We start from the raw sequence: 16,301 nt of genomic DNA, 5'->3' as shown, positions 1-16,301 counted from the left end.
ATTCTACCTTGTTTATCCTTGTACTCTTTAGCAGTATGATTATTACCATCTGCCGGAGTCCAATTCTCATCTTGAGTAATGGTTATGTATAACTGATTTTCAGCGTAGTGTCCATCCGTTACTAAACTAGGAGTTTCTGTATCATTTGGATCGGCAAAGTCTACCTTAAAACACACGACCTCATTAGCTGTATTCGTATACCAATCTGTCTTTATAGCATGATCTGCATCACTACTGGGGTTTGCTTTCCAGGCTGTACCGGGTGCACCAACTTTTATTACTCTGTTAAGTGGTGAACCATCAAAAAGGCTCTCTGAATACGCATTAATTTGTGTAAGATCGGTAATCCCGGGAAAATCATCAGCATAGGTATCCTTATAATACTGGTTGATATCAGTATTGACATTGACATCTTTATAACTTCCAACCGTATTACTTGCCTCAAAAGCTAGATATTGTTTAGCTTGTCTACCATACGCATCATACTCGATGTGAGATACAATATCCTTACCATTAGGAGAGGCTTTAATCGCTCTTTCTTGTATCGGTCTACCCAGTCCATCAAAATAGGTAACACTTTCTATAGCTCTATCAATATCATTGATAGTAGAGCAGTTCACGTTCTCCATTTCAGCAATTGTTAAAGCTGTTTGGGGAACTGTAGTATGTATATAGTTCTTATCTGATAGTACTACCTGGGCCTGAAGATTCCATCCTATTAGTAGTATTATTATATATATGATATATTTTTTCATTTTTTTGTATTGTTATAAGGTTAATGTTGCTCTCCTGTACCACCACCAGTATCAGAAGAAACCGTGGCTATAACTACCATGAGTTTGGTGATTACTTGGCCTGTAAGGTTATCTGTAACTGTGGCTTTAACATCGTACTCGTGAGTACCTGTAGCAAAATTAGAGAAGCTAAAACCTGTACTTGAGCCAGACCCTAAGATTTGAGAAGGTGAAACAGTTTTATAAACTTTCCATGAAATTTGACGTGATCCCGAACCTCCTGTAAGACTAGTGATATTAAACGACACGCTTGGATTAGCTCCAGAAATAGAGGTGTGAGATTGGTTTGTGCTTACCGACATACTAGGGTACGATTTCAAGACAGGAGCATTAGCACCCCATTGGTAATATCCGTTTTCTAGCCCTCGATCAACTAACCTAAATTTAATAGTATACGTTCCTGAATTCGGGAAATTGTACGAAAGTGTTGTTCCTGTAGCACTTTGTTTTACATCATTAATAAACCACTCGAAGAAATATGAACCTGTACCGCCTCCTATACCAGAAGCAAAAAATGTCGTAGTTGTTCCTTGTACAATATGTGATTTTGAAGCACTTACATTAGCTGCGGTTATAGGGTTATATGCATACAGTTTTCGTATAGCACTGTTCACAGATTTCCCACTTGTGTTATCAATAACTTTAAAATACATAGTATAGGTTCCTGCGGTATTAGGGGTGTATGCAAACGTAGTTGCTGTACCAGCTTGCTTTATAGTATTAACATACCACTCGTATCTCAGATTCCCTGTACCGCCTCCTATGCTCGAAGCTGTAAAAGTTGTCGTAGTACCTTTTACAATATTAGTATAGTTTGCACTTACTATAGGGGTAACAATAGGAGGATACGCCACCACTACATTCATCGTTTTACTTACCCTGTGTTTATTTTCTGCATTATAAGCTATTATTGATACAGTGTATGTTCCTTCAGCACTAAAAGATTTAGTAAAACTTGTCGTGGCATCACATTGTTCTTGTGTGCCATCTACAGACCATGTAAAAAGATCAGCACCACCGCTTCCTGAAGTATTGGCCGTAAAAGTAACGGCTTGATTTGGCTGTACTACACTTAAACTTGGGCTAATGGTTACATCACCCAAAGTAGCGGTTTGTTCTCCTTGATAATTATAGCGTACTTGTTGCGCGATATGCTGGTCATTATCTAACCCATACTCTAGTCTGTTAAATTCATCGTACCTATAATACCCTGTATGCCCTTTAGGATCTGTCATACTCGTTACCCCAATTAACGGGTCATATGTATATCCAGTTATTTGAGCATCTGCAAAATACGCGTCCTCTCTAAGATTTTTAAACAGATTACGCATCGTTACTTCTTCTCCAGCAGTATCTTCTGTATTAGAAGCGGTTTGTAACTGTGTAATTAATGAACTTGCTGTTGAAGAAATTCCTATATAGCTGGCGTTATCAATCTTGGCAACAGGCTGAGTATTGTTATACCCCCAAACATACATGATATGACGACCATCAGCCAGAGAAACCTCCAGAGGGTTTCCTTTATCATTATATTTATGATAGATAACACGATCTTTAAGAGGTGTATTTGCTTTAGCTGCTCTTATCTTTTCCGGTAATACTTTTCCTCCTTCCCAAATCTTATAATCAAAATATTCCTTAGAAACTATTTCCTCTGGAGAAGATCCTTTCTTTCTGGTCGTAATCTTTTCAAGAGGGATATTTATACGATATAAATCAATTAGTCTTTGCTCAGCAGCAGTTTTGGAAACTAAATCTTCTGGATACTTACTTCTGTTATAATACCATTCGTTTTCATTAGTTGATATAACTTCTTCAACAGGAAATACGTGTTTGTTAGCATTATCATGATAATTAAGCTCTTTAGCAGTAACAATTTCTTTTCCTTTGAAATAATCTTTAGTAGTAGTTTTTTCTAACTTGTACCACTCACTCAATGTATAATATTTCTTACTGCTCCAGAAACCATATCGCATCCCCATTTTTACCCCAACTACTTCTTTCTTAAAAATATCATTTTGATTTCTGAGGTATTTATATTGATTTGTAGTTTTTCTAACTAAAGTATATCCAGCATTTTCTTTCTTAAATATCCTTTCTTCCTCAAGGTTTCCACGTAACCATTCTAATACGGTTACGGGCGCATAGGGAAATCTATCTATATCAGAATCATCATCTAAATTAAATGAAAACTTATACTCTTTTTTACCTGTGTTATTTTCCTTAGTCCCAAAGTATTCAGTTACATTTCTATAGCCTACATAGCTACTTTTGGTAGTAGTCATAGGGTTGTTACTTGATGAACTAATAATGTCTGCACTGGAAAGTGTTCCATTACTAAATACTGCCCCTTTTTCAATAAAAAATGGAGTTGATGTTATTCCTCCAGAACTCGAAGTGGTATTGTCGCCATCCCAATTCAAGTATTCATATGATTTTTCAAAATAACTTGTATCCGTATCATATTTTTTGATGTTTTTTACTCTTAGTCCACCTACCTCATAGTTAACACCATCTGTAGTTAAAGAACCAAGGTCTAGTTTTTCTCCATAAACACGAACCCTAAAATCAGGATAATCACCAGAATCATTAGGGGTTATCGTTCCTTGTATTGAATAATTCCCCGGAGGTAATATTACGCTTGAATCCGTAGCAAGAGCAACTGTAGAACCATCACTTTTAATTAATTCTAGTTGAATCCCACAAGTACGCTGTGTAATATCACATGGATAAGTAACATCAATAAAAACAAAATCTTGAACTATCTCACCAGGAGAAATTGTAAACGGTTTATTAATCTCTATTGAATTATTCTGTAGATCAGACGTGCTCACTGTAACAAGAGGATGCCTAACTCTAGGGGCTATATCATTTGCGAAAGCCAATTGCCCAATAGTATTCCCTTCATATTCAAATATGGTGTACCCTCCTGTTGGATAGGTTAGCTTTTCTAAAACTCCAGCTTTGGCAAAATCAGAATTTGCGCTTCTATCTGCTCCCTCATATCTTATTCCTAAAAGGGTAACTGAAGGGATTAAAATTGTGTTACTATGTTTCCCATTATAGTATCCCCATAAATCTTTTGCTAAAGAGAAACGATCTGGCAATGGTTTTGAATTGTATTGCATGCTATAAGGTGGTAAAGATTCCAGACCTTTAGACTCTTGTACAGAAGTCAAAAACATTCTATAATAACGATCATTACCACTACAAGGAACTGCATGAGAATTTCCTATTTCTCCCACAGTAGTATAGGTAAGGTTGATTTTTTTAACCTCTTTCCCGTGCAAGTCTTTAATAACAATTTCTTTAAGACTATAATCTCCCGGTTGATCTAATCGTTCTGTGGTATTTTTTATAAATTCAATCGTTCCGTTTTGACTTTCTATACTTGATATTTTCCAAGAGCTAATAAAACTCTCATAATACGTAATAGGTTTGATCCCTGCGGAAAGTATTTGACTATCTATTTCTCCCCGAACATTGACATAACGTTGTTGACCTGAAGCTGAACAAGTATCATACGTATTCTCTGTATACGTAAATCGTATATAATTCTTTGAAATAGCATCTTCAATATCCATCAGTTTCCAACCATTAGTATACCCTGCATTAAAATTCTTACCTCCACCTAATGAGGTACTTCCTAATAAATCTTCATATCCTTTTCGAGTTCCATCTTGTGATACTCCAAAATAATATTTTACACCATTTGGGGCAGTGATGATCCAAGCTGTAATTTTTTTAGCACTGTTTTTTAAGTAATTAATTCTAACATCAGCATGAGGCATAGTAATAATCTGACCTGACTGTTTAAAAAAGAAACTGCCAGAATATCCCGGAATGTTATAATGATGCATATCGGGTTCATAGTCCAGTTCTCCATTAACTGCTTTTATGATAAGCTCAGTAGATTGATTTATTTGACTAGCATCAAGTTGAATAGCTAAGAAGTCTTCAACTGTTTTTGTAGTATTAAGAAATCCACCAATACCATCATCGGCAATTCCCCGTACTACTCGTGTAACCGATCCTCCGGCACTAAGATTCCATCCTAATCCTGTCCAAGAGGCTGTTTCTTCTACTTTAACACCTCCTGCATGATAAGAGAGGCTTACAGGTAAACTCAAGCTACCACTGGATACGTTTCCAATAGGAATAGAAACATTAGGGATACCTGAATACAGACTCACAGGAGTCTCGATAAATTTTCCTAATGATGCTACTTCTGGTGTCGAAGGAGCATAATTTAAATTGTTTTGATAACCGCTTTCTCTTTGAGCGATCAAAGGTATAGAAAGCAATAGCAATAACAATAGTGTTATTTTTTTCATAAAAGTAATTTTAGTAATGATTGAATTTTTCAGTGTCAAGCCTATACTTAAAATGTTTGCAAATCAGTAAGGCAAGCACAATGCATTATTATCGTTTTGATGTTATGGATTATGGTTTTTACCCCTGTTAAACATCATAAAATGTTTCCTTTTTGTTTTCATAGTTGCAATAATTATATAATTAATATTAGGTACTCCATGTGCAATGATAATAGTTGTGAGTATCATTTTTCGGGACTGGGTAAAAAAAGTTGAAAGTTTTTTTGTATCTATTTTCTACCATAGTATATAGCTGATTCACAGAGCGTTTATTGGAGTGAAAACCACATGTGAATTTTACCGACTCTGCATAATAATACTGTTGTGAAGAGGTATCGAATTCTACAGGGGCATTGAGCTCTTTCATTACACAAAGCGTACGATATAGTTTGGTTTTAGAGATGCCTAGTTTTGCTGCCAGTTCCATAGGAGAGCCGGTAGCATTAAGACGTATCAATTGATCAATACGTTCTATCAATTCTATTTGCTTTAACATGATATTCATAACTCTAAAGTTTTACCCGATAATCGGGATTTAAATACTTGGGCTGTGCTTAGTAACAGCCCCGAAGCTTGCTTCGAGGCAGCTTACTTATTTATTTAAAAAAATAGTCATAGCTATAGACATAAGTAGGTGTTCATTACAGGTAGGTTATGGGAAACGGGGCATGATGTTTTGGGGAAACATCAAAAATGAGATTACTCATAATAGGTCTTCATTGTATAGCTTATAATCCTCTTCAAATTCTTTCTCATAAAGCGCATCATGTTCTGTAGGGTTAACACCTATAGGATACGATCGTTTATTCTCATATTGTAGTTCCTTATTCAATCTCAATTCATCTTGTAGTATGGTTATTATTAAAGAGAGAATTGATATAACTATAGCTAGTGTTACTATTTTTTTCATAGATCAAATGGTTTTTGTTACATCATGTACTAGAGCATATATTTTAGCATAGATCATAATCTGTTTTGGGTTATCGTTTAAAAGTTGGTACATAAACTCACCAGTATCAATATTCAATGCTTTTAAAATGCCATTGAGAATATCTGGTGATATATGATTTATATCGTCCGGTAGCATATTTTTTTATTAAAAAGGATACAGGAGCAACCTCAAAAGATGGGGGTATTACACAAACTCAACTTTAATTACTATTTGCAATTACTCCTGTTTTTCCTTTATTTAAGTAGTCAACACATACACCTATGGTTGTTTACTATTCATTTTTAGATTATTATTTTTTCAATAAGAATACAGGAGCAGCACATCGTATAGCATACTTTCTATACGGCTACATATCATAAATGGGGTACTATGCAATTGTGAAAATACTCCCATATTCCTTTTGTACTTTTTTGAAATTATGACGATAGAAGTGTTAGTACGTCCAAGTTTGGGAAAGGGTATTTAAAAAGTTTTTTAGCTATAAAAAACTAAGCTGGTTTTGGTTGATAATTTATCTCATAGTCTGATTTTTTCTGAATTACTTTTTTATATTGGGGTTTGATACTATTCTATTTTAAAGATATCAGGGTATTTCACAGACACATGATAAATAAGCATGGCCGGTTCCATAAAAAAAATGACTACCCTTAGTAATTGATATATTATGAAGCGGTACCATGCTTATATGATTGCTACAGTACCTGATATCTTTTGGGGTTACACAAAACTCAACTTAAATATATTTTCATATGGGATTAGTTTTTAGTTAGTATACTTAGTTTAAACTGTATGGTTAATGTTAATGTATTGTATTCCGGAGCGAAGCGAGGTATATACTGTTTCTTGTGAGTATAAAAACTCTGGCTCGACATATGACCTGAATAGCACGCTCAGGCGTGACACCTTTTTTATATAGTTTTATTACCCATCTATAAATGATATTTTCATAGCATTTACCTTCTTCTCTACATTTTTTGAAATCTAGCATATCCATATGTAGATATTGTACAATATGGGAGATGAACTTTTTTTGATGGTTGTGATTTTTATTCTTTTTCATAGCTGTTTAGGGTTATTTGTAACCTTTTATTCTTCCTGATACCTATCAATAACTTCTTGAAAGTAGTTGTCAATTTTTTTAATTTCTGAAGTACTAAGCTTTCTGTGATATTTTATAAACTTATAAATTATACCTCTAGAGAAACCTAATTTTCTTTCAAATGGGAGTATGCATAAGATATCTCTTTCTTCAAGGAGAAGTTCTTCTACTCTTTGTCTTCTGCTCTTTTTCATAAATATGAGTTTATCATATTAATTAGTCAAGAGAAATTCTAAGTGGGGTATTTTTCTCTTTATTAAAATTGCGTTTTATGCAAGTATGTGGGTTTACGTTAAAATGATTAACAAACAATGAAATAAAAACTTCATATCAGGTAGAGTAAAATTTTCATACATTTGTTTTAATCATACACAAATATATGATTATTTTCTTAGTTTAGAAAATTTTATAAGACTTTTTTCTTATGATTGTAAAAAGATTAGGGCAATATATCACTGAAAAAGATATCAGTTATTATTTGTTTGAGAATAGTATCAAAGCAAGTAGAGGGAGTATTTCTAAAGCCGTTAAGAACAATAAAAGTATTGGGTCTAATGTGATAGAAAATATTCTTACAGTCTATGCTGATTTAAACCCTGTTTGGTTAGTAACAGGTAAAGGTGAAATGCTTCTAAGTGGAAAAAATTATGGAGAAATAGAATATAATCCTCCAGTAAAGGTTAGCTTAGATGGTTTTGATAAAATAGAAATCATTGACTATGTTTATGATAATGTTACTGAATTTAAATCCCATAAGAGCTTTCAAAAACTTACAAAATTACTGTTTGCAGATAAAGAAATGGGAGAGGTTAGGAAAGAAATTGAACAACTAAAAGAACAAGTTTCTAAACTAGCAGAAGAATCAAATTGATATTCAACACAGGCTATTTTCGATTTTAAGCTTGAGTAATTCTTTCTCATACAGGAGAGAAATTAATTCGTCCTTTTTTTTCCTAAACTCATTCTCTAATTCTATTTCCAAATCTTTTTCAAAGGAATTGTAATCAATATCAAATATTTGATTTGATCTTTTCAGCTTATCTAATATTTGTTTTCGGCGCTTATTATCCATCTATCAAATATTATTTAATCTACAACCTTTTCAAAGGTGTTATACATTTCTTTGTCAAACTTCTCTTTCTGAATTTCAATCTCTTTTTTAGACTCATTTCTTTCAATATTAGTAAAAAATTGTTGCCTTGTTCCTGCGATAAAACTTATAAGTTCTCGAATTTTAGCATTATAACTGGACAGTGATTTTTGAAATTGAAAAATCGCAATAGTAATTAAAACCGAAGATAGGATTATAACCAGATAATACGTTGACTTACTAAAATCTTTTTCTTCATACGTATATGCCCAAAGTGTCCAAATAATAAAATAAATAGAAGTAAACTGAAAAGATATGCCTGCTAGAACACTAGCTCTTTTTGCAGTCCGATCAGATATAAATTTAGAAATATAGATTAGTATTAAGGAACAACAAAAAAGACCGATAGGTAATCCTATTGCAAAAAGAAATCTTCTGAAATTTTTAAAACCAAGAAATTGATATTTCTCCCATAAAATATCTTTCTGCTCTTTATAATACTCTAGACTGATTTCTCCTTTATCGAATTTTTCAAGTAATGTAACCTTTTCCAGAGCAGTTTTAGGATACACAATATGTGAAAAAGGCGCGATACTACCTAGTACAGCACCTAAAACAATAATTATGAATATTATTTTAATCCTTGTCCCCCCTGTCTCCTGGGTCTTCGACTTCTCCGGGTTCAATTTGGTAAATTTCTTCATCTGGGTTATCTGATTCACAACTTGTTAAAAACAACGTTGATAAACATAAAAAAAGAATTGTCAAAAAAAAAGATTTAGTTTTCATATTGATATTTTTATTAGTTAAAAGGAAAAACAAATAAATGGTTTTTTAGATCGTAATGATCTGATTTACAAATCAAAACTATACAAATATTAGCAAAAAATTAATAGGATTTTTCTTGTTTTTTCTGTTTATTTTTGCGTCCTCTAAAACGAAAAAACAGGGCTTCCCAAGGGTTAGTAGAGTGAATGATTACACCAATTTAGGTTCTAAAACGTCAGGTGAAGACATTTTCCAAACAAAAACTAAAAATTATCAAGCCTATTTTATTGAAAATCAATACATTAAACACGTACATCAATTACGTTAAAACCATAATTAATTAAAAAAACAAACAATTTTAAAGTTACTATATTTTAATTTTTGACTACGATAACTACTTGATTATTACGGAAAACCGTAATTGATAGATGGGTAAGAGTTTAATTTTAGTGATTAGGATTAAAATTTATGAATTTTAACTGGATAATATGAATACTATCTGTTTTTTTAATCACGCACAAACTTATCCATTGATGTAATTGAAAAAAATAACATAGTTTGTATATTGTCTTCACTAGAACGACTTTTTTTGACTATCTACATATTGGGATGTTTTATATAATATATAAGACATGAAATAACATTCGATTTGAAAAGATGTGTTATTAAGATCTAATATTAAAGTAACAGACTTAATAAAATGATAGAAATTTATTATGAAAGATAATTTTAAAAAAACATATGATTTTGATATACGTTTTGCTACCCGAAGCGAAATAAAAAATCTTTCAGAATATCTTGCGAAAAAGAAGTGGGAAGATTATCAAAAAAACAAAAACACTACTGCTGCAAAATCTACTAAAAAGGAAGCTGTTGATTTTATTAGAAAAGAAAAAATAGTTGTTCATGAATTGATAGGCACTAAGGTATTGGTACAAGACTATAAAAAATTCAATGTTTCAATTTTTGTGTTTAACTATATCCAGGAGCATGATAAAAATACCATATTATCAATGACCTTTAGAGTGCTACAAACAGAAAGGGGAATGGAGAGCTTAGAATCAGATGATGCTATTTTTGAGCTCAATGTTCTTAAAAAACGTCCATATCATCAAAGGGAACATAAAACAGGTCGGCATGATAGACCAAAAAACGAATCTATACAAAAGACAATTGAGATCCGTAAGTATTTAAATGTCAATCCTAAAGAGAATAGAGATCGTGTCTGTAATGAGTTTGGTTTATCTAAGACAACGTATTATAGAGTTCTTAAGTGGTTGGAGGATAGGAAAAATTAGAGTGTTTTATAAAACGCTATTTTCTATAAAGTATAAATTGCTTGTTTATTTTATTGGTAGTTTTATTAAACTTTGGGTTAGAAACGAAGGTATACAATCTATCAAGTTCAATAAAGCGGTTCATTTTATAAGTTTACCAAATAACACTTAAATGAACTGATATGTTATTTGGATATGCACGTATAAGTACCCCATCTCAGAAATTTGATTTACAAATTGATGCTTTATTAAAAGAAGGAGTAAACGAAAAGAATATTTATAAAGATGTTTCTTCTGGAGCAAAAGCGAATCGAAAAAATCTTGATTTACTTTTAGGTAAATTACGGGAAGAAGATGTCGTCATTGTTTGGAAGATGGATAGAATCGCTAGGAGTGTTTCACATATGCTTAAGCTCGTTGATGAATTTGAACAATTAGAAGTGGGTTTCAGAAGTTTACAAGAACCTTTTATTGATACAACATCTGCTTACGGAAAATTTGTGCTAACCATTTTTAGTGCAGTTGCCGAAATGGAGCGTAATATTATTGTGGAAAGAACATTAGCGGGACAAGAAAGTGCAAGGAGAAGAGGTGCAATGATTGGCAGGAGAAAGGGGCTAAGTAAAAAAGCTGAAGCAAAATCCATTTTGGCAGAGAACTATTACCGGGATGAAAAAAATCAGCTTTCTATTGCTGAAATCATGAAACTAGTCGATATTAATTCCAAAGCGACTTTATATAAATACTTAACGTATCGAGGTCGGAGGAATTGCAAGGTTTGTAAAGCCATATTTTGGGATAAAGATCAAGATCCAGACAAAGCGTATTGCAAAAAGCACAGAAAAACAGAAATGGAAACCTAAGGGAGATTAAATAAAAATTTCTATCTTAGAACCAACGTAAAAAAACTAATTACCCCATATCTGGATCAGCTCCGGGTATGGGGTATTTTATTTAATTATTAGATATATAAATAAAAATAGGTGGAAAATAAAAGCTCCATCCTTTATATTCCATTAAACAAAATTAGATGAGTATTTACAGAATTATTGATAAAAAAATAGAAGAAGTAAAGGCAATGTATGCAACGATCCTTGAAGATTTTTCGGAGGATGTCAAGAGTGGTAGCGCATTCATGATATACAGTCTTACCACTATTTTTAATGATCGTGATTTTAGTGATATTGAAACAGGTATTATAGATAGTGCTTATCGTAAGGAATCACATGATTATGGAATTGATTCTGTTTATCTTTCTGCTAATAGGTCTTTTATTACTTCTATCGACCAATTAGATGAATTTAATGAGGATACAAAATTCACTTTTCATCTTTTCCAATTTAAAAAGGGACGTGGGGTTGACCAAGGAGAGCTACTAAAATTTAAAGAGGGTGTAAAAATTATTTTTGTGGATGAAAACGTAGATGAAGAAAAAAATACTTACCTATTTGAATACTTAGTAGATCTAAATGAAATCAAAAATGAATTATATGAGAGGTTTTCTTCAGAACAAATACATATAAAATGCTACATCTGTTTTGGTGGTTCAAGAAAAAATATTGAAGATAATGACCTCTTAATGAATCAGGTAAATGCTGTTAGCACAATACTTGATGAAGGTGGTTATAGCACCAATACAACTGAAATCTATGATGCCCAAAGATTAATAGATCTCGATAAAAAGGGAGAAGAAATTGTTGGAATGGTAAGCTATGAAAAAACGTTTAAATATATCACGGAAACGGATTCTAAACATAAACTTAACGGGCATATCTCTATTATTAAGGGTAATCAAATTGCCGCATTAGTCAAACAATTCCAGACTTCATTATTTGAAGCAAATATTAGGGACTATTATCGCAGAAGTGAATTGAATTCTAAAATATTAAAGACTTCAGCCGATCCAGACGAGTCTAAACTTTTTTGGAGTTTTAATAATGGACTTACTATTACATGTCGAAAAGTAGAGGAACTACCTGGAGATAAATTCAGGCTGCACGGAATTCAGATTGTTAATGGTTGCCAAACTTCGAACTCTTTATACCAAGCTGCATATAACATTGAACGAAAGGCTGCATTGGATAAAAAAATGAAGGGTGGAGATTCACTAACAAAAAGAGAGCAAACGGAATATGATAATATCAAGACTAAGCTTCTACAAGATGATGTGGCAGTTTTAATCAAAATCATCGAGACAAGTGATTCGGACTTAATATATCGAATCACAGAGACAACAAACTCTCAAACCCCCATTAAAACATTTTCACTTAAAGCAAATGACACCATACAGCATTTAATCGAAGAGTATTTAAAGCAACACGATATATTTTATGAACGCAGACTCAATTTTTGGAAAAACCAAGGTAAGAGAAATACGGTTTCAATACAGCACTTGTATCAGCTTTTTGAGTCGCAAATAAGATTTATGCCGAGTCAAGTAAAAACACGGCCTAAAGCAATGTTTGGGAATAATTATGATGAGGTCTTTCCGGATCCAGAAGTAACTCAACATGATTTTAATCTTTATCTAATACCAATAAAAGTGGATCATGCTATTGCTAAAAGAAGTAGGATTGTTCAAAGACAAAAATTAGAGAGTGATCAATATAAGAGAATGTTGATTTCTCACGGTAAATTTCACTTGGGATGTTTTGTTCTGCACTCCATATTAGGAGGTAAATATAGTAAGTCCATTATCGTAAAAAATACCACAATAATAATTCGGGAACTATTAGACAATAAATTTGAAGTACATTATAATGCAGCGTTAGATAATCTAAAAAGAGTAGTTCAGAATTTTGCAGGGAATAAAAAAGAATCTGTACCAAGTGCATTGAAAAAAGTGGATTTGGATGGTCGTATTGTCAGATTTATTAATAAATAGACGGCTACAATAACTAGGTGTATGTACATAGCTACGATATATATGTGTACCTAGAAGCAATGAAGGGCTGATAATTATCATTGCACTGTTTATAAGATGGATTAAGTAAAAAGTTCAAATAAATAATGGAATGTAACCTAGATTTTCAAAGCATAAAAGCATTAGATGAACTCCCTTTGATAATTGAAAAAATTAAAGAAGCTGGAGGAAAAATAATTTCATATACAACAGATTTTTGTCTTAATATTAAAATCGAAAGTGATAATCCGGATTTGTTTTGTAAAAAATTCTTTTTGATTTTTGATTGTGATTATCAAATTGCTTTTAACAGACAACACACCAAAGAAGAAGAAGAAAATATTGATTGGGATAAACTAGGGGTATGAAGCCCATCGGTACGAAAACGTACGCTAAGGTGCTTAAATATCTGTTTATTAATGTTTTAAAATTTGTTAATTCCTGTATTTGACTAATTATTCTAACCGTATACTAGAGTTACAGGTAAAAAATCACCACATTTTGAGATATTTCGGGCACAACGATACCAAAACGTACGCTAAGGAGTCTATTTTAACTTTTTATTAAGAGTTTCCAACGAGCGTAATTTCCCTTTTAAGAATTTCTCTTCGATTTCAAAGGAATAATGACCTAACATATTTACATGTTTAAATATAAGTGGAGATATTCTTTCCAAATCCTCATCATTTAATGCAACACCTTTTGTTTCTAGGTATTCTACTGATTTTGGCTATAGATGCCCCTTTTTTTTATGAACCTTAACCGGTATTTATGATTTTTTGATCTGTAATACTTCAAGGTTTGATGCTGCTCCGGGAAGTATATTTGGCAATGCCCTGCGTGGTAGCAGGGCATGGTGAACCGGTATCCTCGGCGAGGTAATATCTACGATGCGCTGTCGCTACGTAGGGCATCGTGGATGAGCCAGAAATTTCACCGATATTTTTATATAAATATCTTAAGTACACGACACAAAAAACACCTATTTTGATTCAAAATCGTGTAATCACTCTGTTAAAGTGTTGATTTTTAGATTTTAATTAAGGTGTTTAATTTTCATTTTTTTATACGAACTGGATACAAAAACCCAACCTTTAGGAATAGGTGATTGATAATACACAGTGAAGACAGTGTTAATAGGTGCCCCGTTCAAATTAGAAAGATTACGTTTGCTATCAAGCCCTGACAGGTGAGTAATTACCCATCCTTCAGGTATGGGAGAACGGTAATCAACAGCTATTCGATCTCGATACTTTCCCCCGTTCAAATTAGAAAGATTACGTTTGCTATCAAGCCCTGACAGGTGAGTAATTACCCATCCTTCAGGTATGGGAGAACGGTAATCAACAGCTATTCGATCTCGATACTTTCCCCCGTTCAAATTAGAAAGATTACGTTTGCTATCAAGCCCTGACAGGTGAGTAATTACCCATCCTTCAGGTATGGGAGAACGGTAATCAACAGCTATTCGATCTCGATACTTTCCCCCGTTCAAATTAGAAAGATTACGTTTGCTATCAAGCCCTGACAGGTGAGTAATTACCCATCCTTCAGGTATGGGAGAACGGTAATCAACAGCTATTCGATCTCGATACTTTCCTCCGTTCAAATTAGAAAGATTACGTTTGCTATCAAGCCCTGACAGGTGAGTAATTACCCATCCTTCAGGTATGGAAGAACGGTAATCAACAGCTATTCGATCTCGATATGGACCTCCATTCAAATTCACTATAGTATAATAAACATTAGTTCCCCAACCTCTAACAGAAGTAATTACCCATCCTTTTGGAATAGAAGAATTCCAACGAACTGACTTGGTTTCACGATAACGTTTACTAGTGTAATTCTTTTTGTCAGGAGTAGGTAATGAAACTTCTGATGTGTTTTGTTCTTCTATTATTTCAATTTCAGAAGGTTCACAACTCATAAAGAGTAATGAGAAAAAAAATATTCCTTTAAATACAATTGTTTTTGTTTTCATACTATTAGGTTTTAAGGTTTTCATATCTAATGATTTTTAAGATGAATAAATATATGAAATTTATCAGTTTCTCTTTTATTGATTTAATATTCATATTAGTTTTTTTTCAATCTCAACTAATGTCAAATTTAGTTTTAATACTTAGTTAATTATATTTTGTGAAATCACACCTCTGAACCTTATTTTTCCTGATTAGCTTCATAAACTAATCGGCTCCTGATGGGATAATTGTCTATAACGCCGTATTCAACTCAGCCTTAGTGTTGTCGCTATAGATTGATCGTAGAATCACCTAATTGATTATTGGCAATAGTTTTTTCCATTTTTTCAAACCAAAATAAATCTTCATCTGGCTTGAATGAAAATTTAGCTAATGCACCTGTTATTAGTATTATCCAAGATATTATTCCCAAACCACCGAAACTTATTAAACTGAAAAAGAATAGTTGTTCTTCTGAGATTAATGTTCCTTCTTTATTTTTTTTCAATTTAAATATAGTTGTATTCTTTATTCCTGCCTGATGTCGCACAGTTGAAAAATTATTATATTTATTTATTCCAATTATTTTGCATTCTACTTTGTCGCCATTACAATCTTTGCCTGTATGTATTTCTTTCCAAGAATTATTTTTTTCTAATTTAAAATTATCGTCAATTTCATTGTGAAAACACGGTTCTTTTGTGAAATCTACGATATATTTTGGATGAGTTAAAAATTCCCATATTTGTTCAGGTTGGTATTTACTTTGAAAATAGACTATTGTTTTTCTATATTTTCTACGATTTTCCATTTTTTTGTTCTGATCAACTAGGTTGAAGGAATGTTATGTTAGTTTATTTGTCCAAAAGCTATACAGTAAAGCTATCGTGAAATATCAAGAATAAAAATAGACACATCGTGATACAAATTTACTTTGTGACGAATAGATATAAAAAAGTGATGACAAAATCAATCCTTTACATAATTCTAATTACACTTTTTTTGATTTCTTGTAATGGACAAAATGTAGAAAAAGACAAACTCACCAATAAAGCTTTAAAGACTAATATGACTGACAGCAATTT

Annotated in this window: 14 protein-coding genes and 1 pseudogene; 5 read left to right on the top strand and 10 right to left on the bottom strand. The window is 32.5% G+C overall.

Annotated elements, in window-relative coordinates; translation table 11 throughout:
• From Z054_RS29480 to Z054_RS0126845, 6 genes are all read right to left on the bottom strand, one after another.
• Positions 1 to 755: DUF6443 domain-containing protein (locus tag Z054_RS29480; RefSeq protein ID WP_035093756.1), on the bottom strand; the 755-nt coding region annotated here is incomplete at its 3' end.
• Between the two features lie 20 nt (positions 756 to 775).
• Positions 776 to 5,128, bottom strand: a complete 4,353-nt coding sequence (locus tag Z054_RS0126865) for a PKD domain-containing protein (RefSeq protein WP_024773074.1) — start codon at positions 5,126 to 5,128, stop codon at positions 776 to 778.
• Between the two features lie 187 nt (positions 5,129 to 5,315).
• The gene (locus tag Z054_RS30700; RefSeq protein WP_024773073.1) at positions 5,316 to 5,672 is read right to left on the bottom strand and encodes a hypothetical protein; all 357 of its coding nucleotides are present in this window, start codon (positions 5,670 to 5,672) and stop codon (positions 5,316 to 5,318) included.
• A gap of 198 nt (positions 5,673 to 5,870) precedes the next feature.
• A complete protein-coding gene (locus Z054_RS0126855; RefSeq protein ID WP_024773072.1) occupies positions 5,871 to 6,077 on the bottom strand; it encodes a hypothetical protein in 207 nt (68 codons plus the stop codon).
• Between the two features lie 3 nt (positions 6,078 to 6,080).
• Complete coding sequence (locus Z054_RS31980) at positions 6,081 to 6,254, bottom strand: hypothetical protein (RefSeq protein ID WP_161635355.1); 174 nt, start codon at positions 6,252 to 6,254, stop codon at positions 6,081 to 6,083.
• A 951-nt stretch (positions 6,255 to 7,205) separates the two neighbouring features.
• Entirely contained in the window at positions 7,206 to 7,412 is a 207-nt protein-coding gene (locus tag Z054_RS0126845) for a hypothetical protein (protein ID WP_024773071.1), read from the bottom strand.
• Positions 7,413 to 7,642: 230 nt separating this feature from the next.
• Here Z054_RS0126845 and Z054_RS30695 point away from each other — a divergent pair, with 230 nt between their 5' ends.
• Complete coding sequence (locus tag Z054_RS30695; protein WP_024773070.1) at positions 7,643 to 8,089, top strand: hypothetical protein; 447 nt, start codon at positions 7,643 to 7,645, stop codon at positions 8,087 to 8,089.
• A gap of 215 nt (positions 8,090 to 8,304) precedes the next feature.
• Here the strand turns inward: Z054_RS30695 and Z054_RS0126830 are convergent, their stop codons facing one another.
• The gene (locus Z054_RS0126830; RefSeq protein ID WP_024773068.1) at positions 8,305 to 9,012 is read right to left on the bottom strand and encodes a hypothetical protein; all 708 of its coding nucleotides are present in this window, start codon (positions 9,010 to 9,012) and stop codon (positions 8,305 to 8,307) included.
• Between the two features lie 780 nt (positions 9,013 to 9,792).
• Here Z054_RS0126830 and Z054_RS0126825 point away from each other — a divergent pair.
• The 4 genes from Z054_RS0126825 to Z054_RS0126810 all read left to right on the top strand — a co-directional run bounded on the left by Z054_RS0126825 (position 9,793) and on the right by Z054_RS0126810 (position 13,623).
• Positions 9,793 to 10,374: a hypothetical protein gene (locus tag Z054_RS0126825; RefSeq protein ID WP_024773067.1), complete on the top strand. Its 582-nt coding sequence runs from the start codon at positions 9,793 to 9,795 to the stop codon at positions 10,372 to 10,374.
• A gap of 161 nt (positions 10,375 to 10,535) precedes the next feature.
• A complete protein-coding gene (locus Z054_RS0126820) occupies positions 10,536 to 11,216 on the top strand; it encodes a recombinase family protein (protein WP_024773066.1) in 681 nt (226 codons plus the stop codon).
• A gap of 167 nt (positions 11,217 to 11,383) precedes the next feature.
• Entirely contained in the window at positions 11,384 to 13,237 is a 1,854-nt protein-coding gene (locus Z054_RS0126815) for an AIPR family protein (RefSeq protein ID WP_024773065.1), read from the top strand.
• Positions 13,238 to 13,362: 125 nt separating this feature from the next.
• Positions 13,363 to 13,623 (top strand): hypothetical protein, encoded by a 261-nt coding sequence (locus Z054_RS0126810; protein WP_024773064.1) that lies wholly within the window; start codon positions 13,363 to 13,365, stop codon positions 13,621 to 13,623.
• Positions 13,624 to 13,802: 179 nt separating this feature from the next.
• On the opposite strand, the pseudogene Z054_RS32810 reads toward Z054_RS0126810, so the two are convergent.
• The 3 genes and pseudogenes from Z054_RS32810 to Z054_RS0126800 form a co-directional block, all read right to left on the bottom strand.
• Positions 13,803 to 13,967: pseudogene (locus tag Z054_RS32810) on the bottom strand (hypothetical protein); the annotation flags it as partial.
• A gap of 324 nt (positions 13,968 to 14,291) precedes the next feature.
• Positions 14,292 to 15,236 (bottom strand): hypothetical protein, encoded by a 945-nt coding sequence (locus Z054_RS30690; RefSeq protein ID WP_161635354.1) that lies wholly within the window; start codon positions 15,234 to 15,236, stop codon positions 14,292 to 14,294.
• Between the two features lie 269 nt (positions 15,237 to 15,505).
• The gene (locus Z054_RS0126800; RefSeq protein ID WP_024773062.1) at positions 15,506 to 16,027 is read right to left on the bottom strand and encodes a hypothetical protein; all 522 of its coding nucleotides are present in this window, start codon (positions 16,025 to 16,027) and stop codon (positions 15,506 to 15,508) included.
• Positions 16,028 to 16,301: the final 274 nt, after the last annotated feature.

Source organism: Aquimarina macrocephali JAMB N27, assembly GCF_000520995.1.
In the GTDB taxonomy this organism is placed as follows: domain Bacteria; phylum Bacteroidota; class Bacteroidia; order Flavobacteriales; family Flavobacteriaceae; genus Aquimarina; species Aquimarina macrocephali.
Note: the sequence above shows the minus strand (reverse complement) of the source record. Positions and strands in the feature narration are given on the sequence as shown.

Bases quoted from the DNA above. Each gene is read 5' to 3' on its own strand.
- Z054_RS0126865 (WP_024773074.1), bottom strand. From the start codon at position 5,128: ATGAAAAAAATAACACTATTGTTATTGCTATTGCTTTCTATACCTTTG.
- Z054_RS30700 (WP_024773073.1), bottom strand. From the start codon at position 5,672: ATGAATATCATGTTAAAGCAAATAGAATTGATAGAACGTATTGATCAA.
- Z054_RS0126855 (WP_024773072.1), bottom strand. From the start codon at position 6,077: ATGAAAAAAATAGTAACACTAGCTATAGTTATATCAATTCTCTCTTTA.
- Z054_RS31980 (WP_161635355.1), bottom strand. From the start codon at position 6,254: ATGCTACCGGACGATATAAATCATATATCACCAGATATTCTCAATGGC.
- Z054_RS0126845 (WP_024773071.1), bottom strand. From the start codon at position 7,412: ATGAAAAAGAGCAGAAGACAAAGAGTAGAAGAACTTCTCCTTGAAGAA.
- Z054_RS30695 (WP_024773070.1), top strand. From the start codon at position 7,643: ATGATTGTAAAAAGATTAGGGCAATATATCACTGAAAAAGATATCAGT.
- Z054_RS0126830 (WP_024773068.1), bottom strand. From the start codon at position 9,012: ATGAAGAAATTTACCAAATTGAACCCGGAGAAGTCGAAGACCCAGGAG.
- Z054_RS0126825 (WP_024773067.1), top strand. From the start codon at position 9,793: ATGAAAGATAATTTTAAAAAAACATATGATTTTGATATACGTTTTGCT.
- Z054_RS0126820 (WP_024773066.1), top strand. From the start codon at position 10,536: ATGTTATTTGGATATGCACGTATAAGTACCCCATCTCAGAAATTTGAT.
- Z054_RS0126815 (WP_024773065.1), top strand. From the start codon at position 11,384: ATGAGTATTTACAGAATTATTGATAAAAAAATAGAAGAAGTAAAGGCA.
- Z054_RS0126810 (WP_024773064.1), top strand. From the start codon at position 13,363: ATGGAATGTAACCTAGATTTTCAAAGCATAAAAGCATTAGATGAACTC.
- Z054_RS30690 (WP_161635354.1), bottom strand. From the start codon at position 15,236: ATGAAAACAAAAACAATTGTATTTAAAGGAATATTTTTTTTCTCATTA.
- Z054_RS0126800 (WP_024773062.1), bottom strand. From the start codon at position 16,027: ATGGAAAATCGTAGAAAATATAGAAAAACAATAGTCTATTTTCAAAGT.